Annotated in this window: 19 protein-coding genes; 14 read left to right on the top strand and 5 right to left on the bottom strand. The window is 68.7% G+C overall.

The window, feature by feature from the left end:
• Positions 1-1,030 precede the first annotated feature (1,030 nt).
• Both PV679_RS10085 and PV679_RS10080 read right to left on the bottom strand, forming a co-directional pair.
• A complete protein-coding gene (locus PV679_RS10085) occupies positions 1,031-1,774 on the bottom strand; it encodes an SDR family oxidoreductase (protein ID WP_319679871.1) in 744 nt (247 codons plus the stop codon).
• A 237-nt stretch (positions 1,775-2,011) separates the two neighbouring features.
• Positions 2,012-2,836, bottom strand: a complete 825-nt coding sequence (locus PV679_RS10080; RefSeq protein ID WP_416069687.1) for a helix-turn-helix transcriptional regulator — start codon at positions 2,834-2,836, stop codon at positions 2,012-2,014.
• Positions 2,837-3,118: 282 nt separating this feature from the next.
• On the opposite strand from PV679_RS10080, the gene PV679_RS10075 reads away from it, so the two are divergent.
• The 12 genes from PV679_RS10075 (at position 3,119) to PV679_RS10020 (ending at position 10,005) form a co-directional block, all read left to right on the top strand.
• On the top strand, positions 3,119-3,544 hold the full coding sequence (locus tag PV679_RS10075) for an Asp23/Gls24 family envelope stress response protein (protein WP_319679768.1): 426 nt from the start codon (positions 3,119-3,121) through the stop codon (positions 3,542-3,544).
• Positions 3,545-3,747: 203 nt separating this feature from the next.
• Positions 3,748-4,221 carry an SRPBCC family protein gene (locus PV679_RS10070; RefSeq protein WP_319679767.1) on the top strand — a complete coding sequence of 158 codons (474 nt, stop codon included), beginning with the start codon at positions 3,748-3,750 and terminating at the stop codon, positions 4,219-4,221.
• A 241-nt stretch (positions 4,222-4,462) separates the two neighbouring features.
• Positions 4,463-4,783, top strand: a complete 321-nt coding sequence (locus PV679_RS10065; protein ID WP_319679766.1) for a gas vesicle protein — start codon at positions 4,463-4,465, stop codon at positions 4,781-4,783.
• A 53-nt stretch (positions 4,784-4,836) separates the two neighbouring features.
• Positions 4,837-5,286 (top strand): gas vesicle structural protein GvpA, encoded by a 450-nt coding sequence (locus PV679_RS10060; protein WP_319679765.1) that lies wholly within the window; start codon positions 4,837-4,839, stop codon positions 5,284-5,286.
• Between the two features lie 3 nt (positions 5,287-5,289).
• On the top strand, positions 5,290-6,087 hold the full coding sequence (locus PV679_RS10055) for a GvpL/GvpF family gas vesicle protein (protein WP_319679764.1): 798 nt from the start codon (positions 5,290-5,292) through the stop codon (positions 6,085-6,087).
• A 1-nt stretch (position 6,088) separates the two neighbouring features.
• Entirely contained in the window at positions 6,089-6,349 is a 261-nt protein-coding gene (locus PV679_RS10050; protein WP_319679763.1) for a gas vesicle protein GvpG, read from the top strand.
• Positions 6,346-7,212, top strand: a complete 867-nt coding sequence (locus PV679_RS10045) for a histone protein (RefSeq protein WP_319679762.1) — start codon at positions 6,346-6,348, stop codon at positions 7,210-7,212. Before PV679_RS10050 ends, PV679_RS10045 begins: the two co-directional genes overlap by 4 nt.
• Before the next feature lie 6 nt (positions 7,213-7,218).
• The gene (locus PV679_RS10040; RefSeq protein WP_319679761.1) at positions 7,219-8,283 is read left to right on the top strand and encodes an SRPBCC family protein; all 1,065 of its coding nucleotides are present in this window, start codon (positions 7,219-7,221) and stop codon (positions 8,281-8,283) included.
• Positions 8,280-8,687 (top strand): gas vesicle protein, encoded by a 408-nt coding sequence (locus tag PV679_RS10035; protein ID WP_319679760.1) that lies wholly within the window; start codon positions 8,280-8,282, stop codon positions 8,685-8,687. The genes PV679_RS10040 and PV679_RS10035 overlap by 4 nt, the downstream gene beginning before the upstream one ends.
• Positions 8,684-9,496 carry a GvpL/GvpF family gas vesicle protein gene (locus PV679_RS10030; protein ID WP_319679759.1) on the top strand — a complete coding sequence of 271 codons (813 nt, stop codon included), beginning with the start codon at positions 8,684-8,686 and terminating at the stop codon, positions 9,494-9,496. Before PV679_RS10035 ends, PV679_RS10030 begins: the two co-directional genes overlap by 4 nt.
• A 3-nt stretch (positions 9,497-9,499) precedes the next feature.
• Entirely contained in the window at positions 9,500-9,730 is a 231-nt protein-coding gene (locus PV679_RS10025) for a gas vesicle protein (RefSeq protein WP_319679758.1), read from the top strand.
• Entirely contained in the window at positions 9,727-10,005 is a 279-nt protein-coding gene (locus tag PV679_RS10020) for a gas vesicle protein K (RefSeq protein WP_319679757.1), read from the top strand. The genes PV679_RS10025 and PV679_RS10020 overlap by 4 nt, the downstream gene beginning before the upstream one ends.
• 103 nt (positions 10,006-10,108) lie before the next feature.
• Here PV679_RS10020 and PV679_RS10015 read toward each other — a convergent pair whose 3' ends face one another.
• Together PV679_RS10015 and PV679_RS10010 are read right to left on the bottom strand one after the other, a co-directional pair.
• Positions 10,109-11,221: a mandelate racemase/muconate lactonizing enzyme family protein gene (locus PV679_RS10015; protein WP_319679756.1), complete on the bottom strand. Its 1,113-nt coding sequence runs from the start codon at positions 11,219-11,221 to the stop codon at positions 10,109-10,111.
• A 146-nt stretch (positions 11,222-11,367) separates the two neighbouring features.
• Positions 11,368-12,771, bottom strand: coding sequence for a sugar porter family MFS transporter (locus PV679_RS10010; RefSeq protein ID WP_319679755.1), 1,404 nt, complete (start codon positions 12,769-12,771; stop codon positions 11,368-11,370).
• Positions 12,772-12,988: 217 nt separating this feature from the next.
• On the opposite strand from PV679_RS10010, the gene PV679_RS10005 reads away from it, so the two are divergent.
• Both PV679_RS10005 and PV679_RS10000 read left to right on the top strand, forming a co-directional pair.
• Positions 12,989-13,312 (top strand): L-rhamnose mutarotase, encoded by a 324-nt coding sequence (locus PV679_RS10005; RefSeq protein WP_319679754.1) that lies wholly within the window; start codon positions 12,989-12,991, stop codon positions 13,310-13,312.
• Positions 13,313-13,431: 119 nt separating this feature from the next.
• Entirely contained in the window at positions 13,432-14,139 is a 708-nt protein-coding gene (locus PV679_RS10000; protein ID WP_416069686.1) for a GntR family transcriptional regulator, read from the top strand.
• 71 nt (positions 14,140-14,210) lie between these two features.
• Here PV679_RS10000 and PV679_RS09995 read toward each other — a convergent pair whose 3' ends face one another.
• Positions 14,211-15,914 carry a bifunctional 3'-5' exonuclease/DNA polymerase gene (locus PV679_RS09995; RefSeq protein ID WP_319679753.1) on the bottom strand — a complete coding sequence of 568 codons (1,704 nt, stop codon included), beginning with the start codon at positions 15,912-15,914 and terminating at the stop codon, positions 14,211-14,213.
• Between the last annotated feature and the right edge of the window lie 2 nt (positions 15,915-15,916).

The raw sequence follows: 15,916 nt of genomic DNA, 5'->3' as shown, positions 1-15,916 counted from the left end.
CGGCGCGTATGGCTATCCGCCGCAGCAGGCTTCGTCGTCGCGGGAGTCGGGTGAGCGGTCGCGTCATCGGCGTCAGGAGACTTTGGGAGGTCCCAGTTCCGTGGCGGAGGCGGCCGCGAGGTCCGGCGCGTACGGTTACCCGCCCCAGCAGCCTTCGTCGTCGTCACGGGAACTGGGTGAGCAACCGCGTTCGCGCCGACGAGCTATGTCGACGGCAGGACCTGCTTCCAGGCCGTTCTTTCCTCCCGGGCAGCAGCCGTCTTCTTCCGCCGGCCGCGGCAGGTAAGGAAGGCTGACGCGGGGCGTCCGGTGGCTCCGGCTGCCTGCCTGAGATCAGGCGGGCAGTGGCCGCCGGGCGCCCCGCCTTGTGTGCGTAGTCGGGCGCGGGTGTCGCGACAGTACACGGGCACTTCGGGGTCCCGTAATTGAATAGCCGTCAGATGTGATCCGTGGGGTCCCGCGGACGGTGAAAGCGTCGTTGGGTTACCTGCCGCGCGTAGGTTTGGCGGGAAATGGCGAAATCTTCGCTCGCGTATATTGAGATGGGAGGCTTCGAGTTGAATCGTTGGCTGTCGAGGAAGGCCCACCACGCGTTCCTTTGGATCGCAGCCGTGCGGCGTCGGCGATTGACGGCAGACCCCACTGAGGAGAGCTGATACTTGTATTGGAAACTGTTGCCGCGGTATTAGTTCCGGTCGATGGCCCCTTCGTCGGTGAATTGACGTTTCCGTCAACGGGTGCGGCGTCGGAAGGTGCAGTGCTGCGATCGGGCCCCGAAAGTTCTTCGTCGCTCTTGAAAGCAGGATGCTCGAAGCTGTCTTTCCTGCTGGGCTCTTTGGGGGATCTGGGCGACGGACCTCTGGAACTGTATTCGCCCAATTCCGCCCCGCTCATGAAGGCTGGGTGCTCATATGGATCCGGCATAACACTCCTCCTCTGAATAATTATCCGTTCAGCAGTCACTACGACCCGTGCGTCGAGCCGGTTCATGTTCGGCTGTGAAGCACTGAAGGTGAGAGTTGTCGGAGCGTCATCGCTGAGCGGTGGGACGGATGACGAGCTCGTTGACATCGACGGTGTCCGGCTGGCCGATCGCGTAGGCGATCGCCCGTCCGATCGCCTCGGCGGGGATGGCGAGTATGTCGGCCGCCGCGCGGGCGGCTGCCTGGGCCTCGGCCGCTCCTCCTTGGTGGGTCAGCTCGCTCGTGGTGAAGCCGGGACTGACGACGGTCACGCGAATGTCGCTGTTCTCCTGCCGGAGTCCTTCGGAAAGCGCCCGGACCGCGTACTTGGTCGCGCAGTACACGGCCGCCGTCGGATCCACTCGATGCGCCGAGGTGGAGGCGACGTTGACGATGTGCCCAGCGCCGCGTTCCCGCATCAGCGGCAGTACGGCGGCGATGCCGTTGAGAGTGCCGCGCAGATTCACATCGATCATCTGGTTCCACTCGTCGATGTGCAGCGCGTGGAGCGGTGACAGCGGCATGACGCCCGCGTTGTTGACGAGTACGTCCACACGGCCGTGGAGCCGGTGAGCGTTGTCGACGAACGCTCGCACGCTCGTCAGGTCCGTCACATCGAGCCGCTGGTGATCGGCCCGGCCGCCCGCCGTACGGATGTCCCGTTCCAGCGCGGCGAGGCGATCGGTGCGCCGTGCGCCCAGGACGACATGGTGGCCCGCGGCGGCGGCGACCCGCGCCGTGGCCTCGCCGATTCCGCTGCTCGCTCCGGTGATCAGGACGACCTTGGTGTCACCGCTGATGATGTTCGACATATGTGTTTCCGCTCCGGTGGTTCCGGCGACGCCGTTCATCGCCCTGACCAGAGTGCGACCGCCGATGAGCGGGTGGAAGACCGAGGCTTCCTGGGTGCGCCGCACCCAGGAACAGCCTGTGGAGCGACCCGCGACCCGCGACCTGCGACCCGTACGCGGGAGCGACCCGCGACCCGTACGCGAGTGTCTGACCTGGCCGAGCGGCCGTGCGGCGCGGCTCGCGGCGCGGCGGAGGCGTCAGGCCGCGTGGCGGGAGCCGAGGAGTGCGACCGCGTCGGCGCTTGCCGTGCCCGGCTCGGGTGCGCCGACCAGTAGCTGCTGGCCGGGAGCGTCCCGTACGTCGAAGGTCTGGTACGTCAACTCGACCCGGCCCACCAGCGGATGGGCGAAGACCTTGTAGGCCCGGGTCAGACCGCCCACGGTCTGGTCGTTCCAGAGCCGGCGGAATTCGTCGGACGAGGCCAGGAACTCCTCGACAAGCCCGTGGATCGCCGGGTCGGCGGGGCTGTAACCGGCGTTCAGGCGCAGCGCGTGGACCGTACTCGCCACCACCACGTCCCATTCGACGAACACGGTCCGCGCGGCGGGATGCTCGAACAGCACCCTGATCATGTTGTCGGTTCCCCGGAAAGGAGCCAGCAGCGCCGCGGCGACGGTATTGGTGGCCAGGACGTCGAACGCCGGGCTGAGGACATAGGCGGCCGTGGCAGGAAACGAGTCCAGCAGCCGCAGCAGAGCCGGATGGACCACGTCACGGGAGCGGTCAGGGCTCAGGCCGGGAGTCAGCCCGGCCAGCCGGTGGAGATGACCTCGCGCGTCGGCGTCGAGGCGCAGGGCCCTGCCGATCGCGGTGAGCACCTGAGCCGAGGGGTTTCGTTCCCGGCCCTGCTCCAGCCTGGCGTAGTAGTCCGCGCTGACGCCGGAGAGAACCGCGACCTCCTCCCGCCGCAGCCCGGCGACCCGGCGGTTTCCGCCGCCGGCCAGTCCCGCTTCGGCGGGATCGAGGCGCGCGCGGTGAGCGCGGAGAAACTCTCCGAGCTTGTTGCTGCTCATACCGGACATGCCGAAATTCTACCGAGCGCGGTCCGGTCGCCACGGCGTTGGTCATACCGGAAAGCAGGCGGTACGCATCCCGTCGAAAAGCCGGACGGCCGGGCCCCGGGCCACGGACTCACCCGAATGGCGTCACGTGGGCATGCCGGGCACAGTGGGAGCAGGGGACACCGCTGTGAGCAGCGAGTTCTCGCGGCCCGGCGCATTTCGCTTCCGCTTCCCTCAGCAGGGGCCTGGGCGAAAATTCTTCTTCTGGAAGGGAAATCCCTCATGGCAGCCAATGAATCCACGATGACATCCGCACCTACCGGCGGGAACAGCTCGGTCAAGGGAAAGACGACCATTTCCGACTCGGTCGTCTCCACCATCGCCGGTATCGCGGCCCGCGAGACGTCCGGCGTGTACGCGATGGGCGGTGGCATGGCTCGTACGCTGGGTTCCATGCGCGACAAGGTGTCCAGCTCGGAGGATGCCACGCGGGGCGTGAAGGTCGAAGTGGGCGAGAAGCAGGCGGCGATCGATCTGGAAATCGTCGTCGAGTACGGAACACCGATCGCGGAAGCGGCCGGAAATATCCGGTCCAATGTCTCCGACACGGTGCAGAGCATGACGGGACTGGAAGTCGTGGAGGCCAATGTGAGCGTCCTCGACGTACATGTGCCCGGACCCGACGACGCGAGCAAAGAGAGTTCGCCGGGCGAAAGCCGCGTGCAGTGACTCCGGTGTGACCGCCGTGCGGTGGCTCCGGTGTGGTGCTCCCGCGGTGACTTCTGGGGCGTTTTTCGAAAGCGGCGCCGTCCGCCCGGAGGGCGTCGCGGGCCAGCCGGGACCTTCGCAACAGGCCCTGGTGGATTCCGTACGGTGCGACGTCCTCGCGGAAGCGCTCGGACGCCTCGCCACCTTGACACATGGAGGCGCACATGGCCGTACGGCATCAGCTCATCGAAAGGCCCCCGGACGCCGTGTGGTCGGTGCTGGAGGACGGCAACCGGTACGCGGACTGGGTCGTGGGTACGTCGGAGTCCCGGCCGGTCGAAGGACACTGGCCCCGGCTCGGATCGAAGATCGAATACAAGATCCGGCTCGGACCGAGGACCGTGGACGGCCATACCGTCGTACGGCGGTTGGAGCGTCCGCACTGGCTCGAACTCGAAGCCTTCAGCCCGCTCGGCACCGCGCGCATCGCCATCGAGATCCGGCCGTGGGGCGAGGACACACTGGTGATCGTGGACGAGCATCCGCTCCGCGGGCCCGGTGGCACGGCGCACAACGTCGCCATTGACGTGCTGCTCCAGATCCGTCACCGCAGCATGCTCGGCCGGCTCGCCGAGATCGTCGAGCGGACGCCGCGGCCGGTCGCCTCGGACACCAGGGACCTGGGCCCCGAGATGTGAGTGCCACGCGATGCGAGGCGAGAGCGGGCCGGTTCCAGTGGAGCGCGAAGCCCGGGCACGAGTTCGCGACCGGCCTCTGCCGAGTCCTGTGACCGGCTCTCCCGGGCCGCTCCGCCTCGGACAGCCCAGCGCCCAACGAGCGCTTTGAGCACGGGAGTCATCCCGTGCGAGGAGCCTGCGGCGGGTACGTCGACAGGCCCGCTCCGGATGCGGCCGGCGCGATAGTCATCAGACTTGTCGTATGGCAGAAGAACGTCGAACGCGGCCTCGGCCCACCTCCACGACGACCCGTCGGCGTGCCCCTTCGGAGCGGGGGCCGGAGCGCGCCGCGCGTGCTGCCTGTGAGCGGCTGGCGGGCTTGATCAGCCATCGTCCGGAAGGTGTGTCGGGAGTACGGCGCACCGACGACGGATGGTGCGTCGTCGTCGATGTCCTGGAGGTCCCGCGCATCCCGGACACGACGAGCCTGCTCGCCTCCTACGAGGTGCAGCTCACTCAGGACGGCGAACTCCTGGAGTACCGCAGGATCCGCCGCTATCGAAGAGGCGCCGCCGACGAGTGATGTGGTGAGTCGACCGGCACCGACCGTGGCAAGCCGACCGAGAGGACCGCTCCATGAGAACGACCACCTACTCCGACGAGGTCGTGTGCCCGCCGCGCGCCGGCACGTTGTACGACGTGCTGGAACTCATCCTGGACCGGGGCATGGTGATCGATGTGTTCATCCGGGTCTCCCTGGTCGGCATCGAGATCCTCAAGATCGACGCCCGTATCGTGGTGGCGAGCGTCGACACCTACCTGCGGTTCGCCGAGGCGTGCAACCGGCTGGACCTGGAGCGGGATTCGGGCAGCACCACGGTCCCGGAGCTGATCGGTGGCGGGCTGGCCAGGTCCGTCGGCAAGCGCAAGGTGAAGAACGTGGCCGAGTCCATCGGCTCCACGGTGCGCCAGGCGGTCGGCGCCGGAGGCGGCTCCGACGACCAGGACGAAGAGGAAGAGCAGGCGCGCCCGGCACGGCGTGCCCCGGCCCGTACCGGCGCGCGCCGCCGCCGCACGGAGGACTGACCGGTGTCCGCCGGCGGTGCGTACCCGAGCCGCGCGTACCAGGACGGTGCCTGCGACGACGGCGTGTACGTCTACGCCATCGTCCCTGCCGAGCAGCCGGTTCCGGCCGGGATCAGCGGCGTGGGAGGCCCGCCCATGCCCGTCCGGGTGCTGGTGGAAGGACCGGTCGCGGCCGTCGTCAGCGAGGCTCCGCCCAGGCTGCGTGCCCGGCGCCGCGACCTGCTCGCGCACCAGGAACTGCTGCTGCGTCTCTCGGAGAGCGGACCGGTTCTGCCGATGCGGTTCGGCATGGTCGCGCCGGACGAGGCGACGGTCCGTGAACAACTGGCCGCTGCCGGAGTCCGCCATCTGAAGGCTCTGGAGCGGCTGGTGGACCGGGTCGAGCTGAATCTGAAGGCACTTCCGCCGTCCGACGCGCTGGCCGGCCTGGTGCGTGAAGACGAAACGATTCAGCAACTCCTGCGGGCCGCACGGCGGCATCCCGGATACGAGGCCAATCTGCGACTGGGCGAAGCGGTTGTCACGGCGCTGTCGCGCAGGGCGGCGGAGGCCGGCCGCCGCGCCGTGCTGGAGCTGACACCGCTGGCCTGTGCTGTCGCCGCCGGGCCCGAGGTCTCCGGTTGCGTGCTCAATACGTCCTTTCTCGTCGACAGAGCGGCCAGTGACCGGTTCCGGACAGCGGCGCGGGATTTTGCCGCGCTCCGTCGTGATCATGTCGAGCTGCGCGTCGCGGGACCGCTGCCCTGCTACAGCTTCGTCGCACCCGAGGGCCCCGGCCCTCTGGTGAGCACGGGGGCCTGACATGGGACTGATCAGCGGAATCCTCACCCTGCCGCTGGCACCGGTACGCGGAGTGACCTGGGTCGCGGAGCAGCTCCTGGACGCCGCGGACCGCCAGGTGCACGACCCGGCCGTGATCCGGTCACAACTGGCGGCGCTGAACCAGGAATTCGAAGACGGACATCTCGGCCTCGATGCCTTCGAGGCCGAGGAGGAACGACTACTCGACCGGCTCTACGAAGGCCGGTCGGACCGGACGAGCGAAAAGGTGGCGCACTCATGAATGAGCAGACCAAGGTGGCTCTGGCCGCCGCAGTCGTCGGCGGTTATGTGCTGGGACGTACGAAGAAAGGCCGGTTCGCGCTGAGCGTCGCGACCTATCTGGCGGGCAAGAGCTTCGGTCTCGAACCACGGCAGTTGGTCGCCGCGGGAGTGCGGAAGCTCGGTGACGTACCGCAGGTCGCGGAGCTCCAGGAGCAACTTCGGACCGAAGGACTCGAAGCGGCCCGCAGCGCCCTGTCGTCGGTCGCCAACCGTGGCATGGGCTCCCTCGCCGACGCGATCAGTGATCGCACACTCAGCCTCGGCGCCAAGAGCAAGAAGGCGGAGCCCGAGGCCGAAGAGGACGAGGACGAGTACGAGGACGAAGACGGCGCCGAATACGAGGACGAGGCCGAAGACGAGGAAGAGGAGGACGAAGAGGAGCCCGAGCCTGAGGAGGCCGAGGACGAGTACGAGGAAGAAGAGGAAGAGGAGGAGGAAGAGCCGGAAGAAGCCGAAGAGCCCGAAGAGCCGGAAGAGGCCGAAGAGCCCGAAGAGGCCGAGGAGGAGCCGCCAAGGCGCCGCCGCCGGGGCTCCGAGGAGCGCGCTCCCGGGCGAGGGCCGCGAAAGACGGCGGACAAGAAGACACCTCCCGCCGATCGGGCCAGGAAGACGGCGGCGAAGCGTGCGGCTCCCGCCAAGAAGACCGCTCCGGCCAAGAAGTCGGCTCCGGCCGCGAAGAGCGCGGCGAAGAAGACGGCTCCGGCCAAGAAGACCGCCGCCAAGAAGACGGCTCCGGCCAAGAAAACGGCCGCGAAGAAAACGGCTTCACCATCGAAGAGGGCGGCCAAGAGGACATCCACACGCGCCGATCGCCGGAGGTAGTCAGCCATGGCAGAGAAAGAACAGGACACCGCTGACTCCGCTGGATCGGGCGTCGACCGGCTGCGCGAGGAACTCACCCACTACCTCGGCGCGCAGGTGGAGCGACTGGCGGAGAAGGCCGGCGACAAACTGACCGACGTCACCGGGCATCTCACCGGCATCGCGGACAACGGCGGACAGTTGCCCGCGATCGGCGCCCGCGTCCTCCAGGGCGAGTCGCCTCTGAAGGCCTTTCTCTCCGAGAAGGCGAAGGGCGTCAAAGACAGCGTCGTGGACAAGGTCAAGGGCGTCTTCGGAAAGGCCAAAGGCGGACGCAAGGCCGGCGACACCAAGGTCACGAACATCATCGAGGTCCTCGATGTGGGTCTGCCGCTTCGTACCGTGTACGACCACTGGACGCAGTACGACAAGTTCAGCAGCTTCACCAAGGGCGTGCGCAACGTTTCGCAGAGCGACGAGGTGACGAGCGACTGGAAGGCCAAGGTCGGACCTTCGACTCGCGGCTTCAAGGCGACCGTTCAGGAGCAGGTGCCGGACGAGCGCATCGTATGGACCTCGGAAGGTGCCAAGGGCACGACGCGCGGGGCCGTCAGCTTCCACGAACTGGCACCGGCGCTGACCCGCATCGTCCTCGTGGTCGAGTACTACCCGTCCGGATTCTTCGAGAAGACCGGCAACCTGTGGCGAGCCCAGGGCCGCCGACTCCGCCTGGACTTCAAGCACTTCCAGCGGCACGTCACGCTCACCGACGAGGAGCCGGAGGCGTGGCGCGGAGAAATCCGTGACGGCGAGGTCGTCCGTACTCATGAGGAGGCGATGGAGGAGGAAGAGGCGGCGCAGGAGGAGGAAGAAGGCTACGAGGACGCCGAGGCCGAAGACGCCGACGCGGAAGACGCCGAAGACGCCGAGTATCCCGAGGACGCCGAGGCCGAAGACGCCGAGAACGGCGAAGACGCCGAAGACGCCGAAGACGCCGAGGATGCCGAGGACGGCGAGTGGGAGTACGAGGACGAAGAAGAAGAGGACGAGGAACCCGCTGAGGACGAGGAAGAGGAGCGAGTGGCCAAGTGACCGATGTCGACTTCAGACGGGAAGGCACGTTCGTTCCCGGCCCGAGCAACACCAATCTCGCCGACATCCTTGAACGCGTCCTCGACAAGGGCATCGTGATCGCCGGTGACATCAAGATCGACCTGCTCGACATCGAGCTGCTGACGATCCGGCTGCGGCTGTTCGTGGCGTCGGTGGACACCGCCAGGAAGGCCGGCATCGACTGGTGGGAGACCGACCCGGCCCTCAGCTCCCGGGCCGCCCGCAGCGCCCTGGAGGACGAGAACCACCGGCTGCGCGAGCGCCTGAGCACGCTCGAATCCGGCCTTGACCTCGAATCCGCTCCGGACGGCACAGAGGCTTCGCGCTCCGGTGACGACGCGGCTCCGCGCCGGCCCCGTACAAAGGAGAGCCGAGGAACATGAGCACGCTCGACTCCGATCCGCCCGGCGCGCCGGAAACCATCGCCACCTATGTCTTCGCCGTCTGCCGAGGACTCGATCCGGCCGTCCTCAGCGCCCTGCCCGGGCTCAGCGGGAACACGCCCGTGCGCGCTCTGCGCTTCGGGCCGCTCACGGCCGTCGTCCAGCATGTCGAGGCAGCGCTCTTCACCGCCGAGGCCTGGCAGGAACGCCTGTCGGACCAGCGCGAACTGGAGCGCTGCGCGCGGGCCCATCACCAGGTGGTGTCCGCGGCCGCCGCCTGCGGACCGACCGTGCCGCTCGCGCTCGCCACTCTCTACCGTGGCGACGAACGGGCCGGCCAGGCACTTCAGCAGGACGCCGACCGCTTCCACACCGCTTTGCGGCGTATCGAAGGACGCGTCGAATGGGGGGTGAAGGTGTACGCGGCGACGGCGCCCGCCGCACCCGCCGCACCGCCACTCGCGCCAACGGGCGTCAGCCGGCCCGCTCCTGGGGCCGGCCGCGCCTATCTGGACCGTAAACGGGGAGTCCAGCGACGGCGCGAACTCCACCACGACGAGGCGCTTCGCACCGCCGACACCGTCGACACGGCGTTGCGCGCGCTGGCCGCGGCGTCCCGGCGGCTGCGGACGCACGGCCAGGAGCCCACCGGTGCCCGTGGCGCGCAGGTGCTCAACGCCGCCTATCTGGTCGCCGCGGACCGGACCGAAGAAGTCGCCGACGCGGTGCGCTCCCTGCGACGGCTGACCGGAGCGCACATCGAGATGTCCGGACCGTGGGTGCCGTACTCCTTCGCCGGCGAGGTGTGAGCCATGACGACGCGCGAGACAGTTCCGTGGGACTCTCCGGAGCCGCTGACCGGCCCCATCGGAGTGCCACTCGTCGATCTTCTCGACCGGGTGCTGGGGACCGGTGTGGTGGTGAGCGGCGATCTTGTCATCGCGATCGCCGAGGTGCCTCTGGTACGGCTGTCGCTGCACGCACTGCTGTCCTCGGTCAACGAACGCGTTCCTGCTCCCTGGGCGGACGGAGGCCCTCTGTGACCAGCACACGCTTCGATGTGGACCGCGATCAGATGGGCCGGGACCTTGTCGCGCTGGTCCTGACCGTGGTGGAGCTGCTGCGTCAGCTCATGGAGCGGCAGGCGATCCGCCGCGTAGAGCAGGGCGATCTCACGGACGATCAGGTGGACCGGATCGGTACGACGCTGATGCTGCTGGACGAACGCATGAGTGAGCTCTGCGAACAGCATGGACTCACGGCCGAAGACCTCAACCTCGATCTCGGCCCGCTGGGAACACTGCTGCCTCGCGATTGACGGAGGGCACGATGGACATCCGGTGCGAGGACGGCGGCGGCGTGTCTCAGGCGGCCTGTCTCAGACAGCGCGTCATAAGGCAGCGCGTCTTGGGCGGCGCTTCTCAGGCGACGCGCAGGTCCGCGATGGCGTCCTCGTCCCACTCGATGCCCAGCCCGGCGCTCTCCGGCGGGACCACGCAGCCGTCCCTGATCACCAGCGCACCGCGGGTGATGGCTCCGAGCTGCGGGATGTGCTCCACATACATACCGGCCGGAACCGCGCAGGCCAGACTCGTGTGCAGCTCCATCAGGAAGTGCGGCGCGACCTTCACATTGAACGCCTCGGCGGCGTGCGCGACCTTCAGCCATGGCGTGATGCCGCCGACTCTGGCCACGTCCACCTGCACGATGCCCGCCGCGCCCGCCGACAGATATTCGGCGAAGTGGCCCACGCTGTAGACCGATTCGCCCACGGCGACGGGCACGGTGGTGGACCGCGCGAGCCGCGTGTGACCGGCGACGTCCTCGGCCGGCAGCGGCTCCTCGAACCAGGCGATGTCGAGCGGCTCGAAGGTACGCGCCCGGCGGATGGCCTCCGCACCCGTCAGCGACTGGTTGGCATCGACCATGATCTCGAAGGCGGGCCCTGTCGCGGCCCGTACCGCGGCGAGCCGCTCGGCGTCCTCCACCGCTGTGGGCTTGCCGACCTTCAGCTTGGCGCCGCGCAGGCCCGTGGCCTGGGCAGCCGTGACATTCTCGACGAGTTCCTCGGTCGACAGATGCAGCCAGCCGCCTTCGGTGTCGTACACCGGCAGCCGGTCGTGCGCTCCGCCCGCGAGCCGCCACAGCGGCTCGCCCGCCCGCAGACAGCGCAGGTCCCACAGGGCCGTGTCGACGGCGGCCAGGGCGAGGGAGGTCAGCACGCCGAACGCGGTCGCGCGGGTCGATGCCAGCATGGCGGCCCAAATCGCCTCGACATTACGGGAGTCGGTGCCCAGCAGGGTGGCGGTGAGGTGGTCGCGGAGCATCGCCAGCACAGCGCTGCCGCCGGTGCCGATGGTGTACGAGTAGCCGGTGCCGCGCAGGCCGTCGGCCGTCTCGACGGTGACGAGGATGGTCTCCTGGCGGACGAAGGTCTGGCTCGCGTCGGTCCGCAGCGTCTCGGGCTCGATGAAGACCAACCGGCATTCGACACTCTTGATCGTGCTCGGGCCGGTGGTGCTGGTCCTGCTCATATGGATGGTCATCTGCTTTCGTCGCGTAACTTTATGGTTCGTCGTGCCGCGTGGCGGAGGACGCTTCGGACGCGCGCGGTGCGGCCGGGGCATGACCCTGGGATCGCGCGCGCGGAAGAGGTGCGCCCGGCCGTCGGCCGGGCGGCTCAGGCGGCGGTGGCCGGAGCCCGCTCCTTGCGGCGCCACTCCTCCTCGATCGCCTCCAGTGAACGGTTCGCCGTCTCCGGTACGCGTGTCAGGACGAACGCCAGGCCCAGCGCGGAGATCACGGCGTAACCGCCGAAGACCCAGAAGCCGATGGCGGCCAGGATGTCCGGGAAGGTCAGCGAGAAGAGGAAGTTGAAGAGGTACTGCGTGAAGGTGACGACACCCATGCCCAGCGCGCGGGCGCGCAGCGGCAGTATCTCCGGGATGTAGAGCCAGAACACCGGACCCAGTCCGAAGCCGAAGGCGAAGGTGAAGACGAACACACAGATGACATCGAGCGTCGAGGAGTGCGGGAAGAGAGCGAGCAGCACCAGCGGAGGCACCTGGCCGCCGAGGCTGAACGCGAGCAGCTTGACCCGGCCCAGCCGGTCGATCAGCGGCAGCGAGACGGCGGTCGATATCACCAGCGCGCCGCCGACGCTGTAGTTGGCGATGATGCCGGTGTCGCCGGCGTGGCCGGTGGCGTCGGCGAAGACCGTTGGCGCGTAGTAGACAACCGCGTTGATGCCGGTGAACACCTGGAAAAAGGTCAGGATGAGGCCGATGTTCAGGGCCGGACGGTAGCGGTGGAGCATGTCGCGCAGACCGGCCTCCTGGTGGCCGAGGCTCTGCCGGATCTCCGTCGCCTCCGTGTCGGCCTCGTCCTCCGACGCCCGCAGCCGCAGCAGCACGGCACGGGCTTCGGCGTCCCGGCCGCGCAGGATCAGCCAGCGTGGACTGTCCGGGCTGAGCAGCATGCCGATGAGGAAGAGCACGGCCGGGACGGCGCCCAGACCGAGCATCCACTCCCAGGCACCGGCGCCGCGCAGCGCGTCCCCGGTGCCGTACGCGACCAGGATGCCGACATTCACGCTGAGTTGGTACAGGGCGCTGATCAGACCACGGGTACGTTTCGGGGCCAGTTCGGTGAGATAGATCAGCCCGAACATATTGGCGAGACCCACGGCCAGTCCCAGGACAAAGCGCGAGATCAGCAAGGTGGTGACATGGGTGGACCAGGCACAGCCGAGTGAGCCGACGACGAAGATCACACCGGCCGCGATCAGCAGATGGCGGCGGTCGAAGCGCTTGGCGGCCAGGGATCCGGCCACGATCGCGGGCAGCGCGCCGAGCAGGATCAGGCTGGTGACCAGGCCCTGCTCGGTCGAGGACAGACCGAAACGCTCGGTCGCGAAAGGCAGCGCCGTGGCGATGGCGCCGGAGTCGTAGCCGTACAGCAGTCCGGCCATGCCGCCGAGCACGGCGACGGCCTTGACGAACCGAGGGAGGGGCGGAGGCGCGGCGGCCGGGTCTCCGGCGGTCGGACGCGCTGTGGCGCTGGTGGACAGGGCGGGGTCGGCCATGGCGTGCCTCCAAGGACAGCCGGACTTTTCCTATAGGAAATCTAGGACGTCTGGAGGTTAGCTAGGGGTCCTGGTTGAACGTCAAGCGGTAGGACCCTTGTTTTTTCCGGATCGCCGACCTCGGCTGAGCCTTGGTGAAGAGAGAAGGCTTCTCTGGTTCTCGATTTTCCTATAGGTTTCCGCTGACGGTTCTGCTTCCTGGTGACGAGGAGAGGCCATGCGGCGCATCGCGCAAGTGATCAAGGTGCGGCCGGAAAAGCTGGACGAGTACCGGGAGTTGCACCGCGCGGTGCCGGAACCCGTCCTGGCCCGGCTGCGCGGGAGCCATATCGCCAACTACTCGATTCATCTGCTGGGCGACCGGCTGTTCAGTTACTTCGAGTACCACGGCGAGGACCTGGCGGCGGACCTCGCGGCGATGGCGGAGGACGCGGCGACCCGGCAGTGGTGGAAGCTGACGGATCCCTGCCAGGAGCCGGTCCCGGAGGCCGGGCCGGGAGACTGGTGGGCGCCGATGGAGCAGGTCTTTCTCATGGAGTAGGCGCGGCGCCGGGCCTGACCGTATGCGATCAGACCCGTTGATATCGGCCCTATAGAATGCGGGGAACGGCTCGCGAATTCCGGACCGGCCGGACCGGACGGGTCAGAGGAGGCCGGACGTTGTCGGACACCCCTTCCGATCAGCTCGGAAGCCCGGACGACGGCGGAGTCCCGCAGCCGCCGCGGCAGGTACTGGCCGACAGCGTTTACGAGGCCATCAAGGCGATGGTCATGGACCATGAGATCCAGCCGGGCGCCCGGGTCGGTATCGAGGCCCTCGCCCGCACGCTCGACGTGTCACCGACGCCGGTACGGGAAGCGCTGGCCCGGCTGGAGTCCGAAGGGCTGGTCACCAAGCGGTCGCTGGCGGGCTACCGGGCTACCGAACTGCTCACGCCACAGGGCCTTGAAGAGCTCTTCGAGATGCGGCTGCTGCTGGAACCGCGGGCGGCGGCGCTGGCCGCGGCGAACGCGGACGAGGCCCAGCTCGACCGTATCGAGGGCTTTGTCGAGGAGATGCGGGAGCGTCCCGGATCCGGTGAACGGTATGTCCTGTACAGCGAGTTCGCGGCCGCCGACCAGCGCTTCCACGAAGCGATCGCCGAGGCGGCGGACCGGCCGCTGCTCGCGGAGGCGGTCAGCCGTCTCCACTCCCATCTGCATATCTTCCGGCTCAGCAGCCTGCCGGGCGCCGGCCCTCTCACGCTCGCCGAACACGACCGCATCCTGCGGGCCGTCCTGCGCCGCAACTCGGAACGGGCCGCCGAGGCGATGACGGAACACCTGCGGCTCAGCCTGGAGCGCCAGCGCGACCGGCATCAGTCTTAGGGTGTGAGCCATCAGCCCTGGGGTGTGAGCCCACCCGATCGCCTCCGCGAGGTGACGGAGGGCCGCCATCATCACTTCGCGTCGGAATACCGCTCGACCGTGGCCGTGGTGAAAGGGAACCGCACCGGTGTCTCGCCGAAGGCGATCCGTCCGGCCAGCTCCCCGGCGGCGCGGATCGCCTCGGACACCTCCTCGGCCTCCTGCTCCGGACAGTGCACGATCACCTCGTCGTGCTGGAAGAAGACCAGCTCCGCCCGCATCCCCGCGGTCGCCCGCCGCAGTGCCGCCAGCATCAGCAGCGCCCAGTCGGCCGCACTGCCCTGGACGACGAAGTTCCGGGTGAAGCGGCCCCGGGCCCGGCCGTTGGACGACGCGTAGCCCGGCGTGAACTCGCCGCCGGTGGAGGACGATCCGTCCGGTCCCTCCACCGTCTCCTGCGGAAGCCCGGCCTCGTCGTTGTCCTCCGCACCGGCCGCGCGCGGGCTGGTCCGGCCCAGCCAGGTCCGTACGAGCCGTCCCTCCTCGCCCGCGCGGGCCGCGTCGTCCACATACGCCACGGCGCGAGGGAATCTGCGGCGCAGCGCCGCCAGATTCTTCAGTCCGTCACCGGACGTCTGACCGTAGATCGCGCCCAGCAGCGCGACCTTCGCATGGTCGCGGTCGCCGGAGAACGCCCGGTCGGACAGCGCGGTGTAGAGATCGCCGTCGTGTCCGGCCACCTCCATCAGCCCCGGATCGCGGGAGATCGCGGCCAGCACTCGCGGCTCCATCTGATCGGCGTCCGCCACCACCAGCCGCCAGCCCTCGTCGGCGACGACCGCCCGGCGGATCACGCGAGGGATCTGCAGGGCGCCGCCGCCATTGGTCGTCCACCGGCCCGAGACCGTGCCTCCCGGCAGATACTCGGGCCGGAAGCGTCCCTCCCGCACCCAGTCCTGAAGCCAGCTCCAGCCGTGCGCCGTCCAGATCCGGTACAGCTTCTTGTACTCGATCAGCGGCTTCACCGCCGGATGGTCGATTTCCGCCAGCTCCCAGCGCCGGGTCGACTTCACCTTGATGCCGGCTCCCGCGAACGCCTTCACGACATCCGCCGGCAGATCCGGCCGCACCCGTCGCCCGAACGCCTCCGACACCTCGTCCGCCAGCTCCGCCAGCCGCCGTGGTTCGCCACCGCCCGCGTAGCGCTCACCGAGGAGTTCGTTCAGCACCTCCCGGTGCACATCCGCCCGCCACGGCAGCCCGGCCCGGTTCATCTCGGCGGCCACCAGCATGCCCGCCGACTCGGACGCGGTGAGCAGCCGCATCCGGCCGGGATATTCGGCGGCAGCATGCCGTCGCTGCTGTTCCGCGTACACCTCCAGCAGCCCTTCGAACGGCACCTCCGTCCCGGCGTGCGGCTCGAACAGCGAGGACTGCGAGCCCGGTACCGCCGATCGCGGCGGCGGATCGGGCGGCACAGGACCGTGCCGCAGCCGGGCCCAGGCCGCGGCGGCCGACCGGGGCTCGCCCAGCCGTCCCTCATGGCCGAGCAGCAGCAGCTCCGCCGCCTCGATGTCGTAACACCGCTCGATCCGCACTCCCGCCGAGAGCAGCCGCGGATACAGCTCGGCGGTGGAACGCCACACCCACCGCACGACCTCCGGCAGTCGCGCCCTGACCGCCACGACCAGATCGGGCTCCTTCAGGACGGGCCCCGAGGGCCTCCCGTCCGGACCCAGCGGAGCAAGCAGCGCACCGGCGCCCTCAGCCGGGGCCAGAGCCCATCGTTCGGTCATGA

It is taken from the genome of Streptomyces sp. AK02-01A (assembly GCF_033795305.1).
Lineage (GTDB): Bacteria > Actinomycetota > Actinomycetes > Streptomycetales > Streptomycetaceae > Streptomyces.
This window is presented reverse-complemented; position numbering and strand designations above follow the sequence as displayed.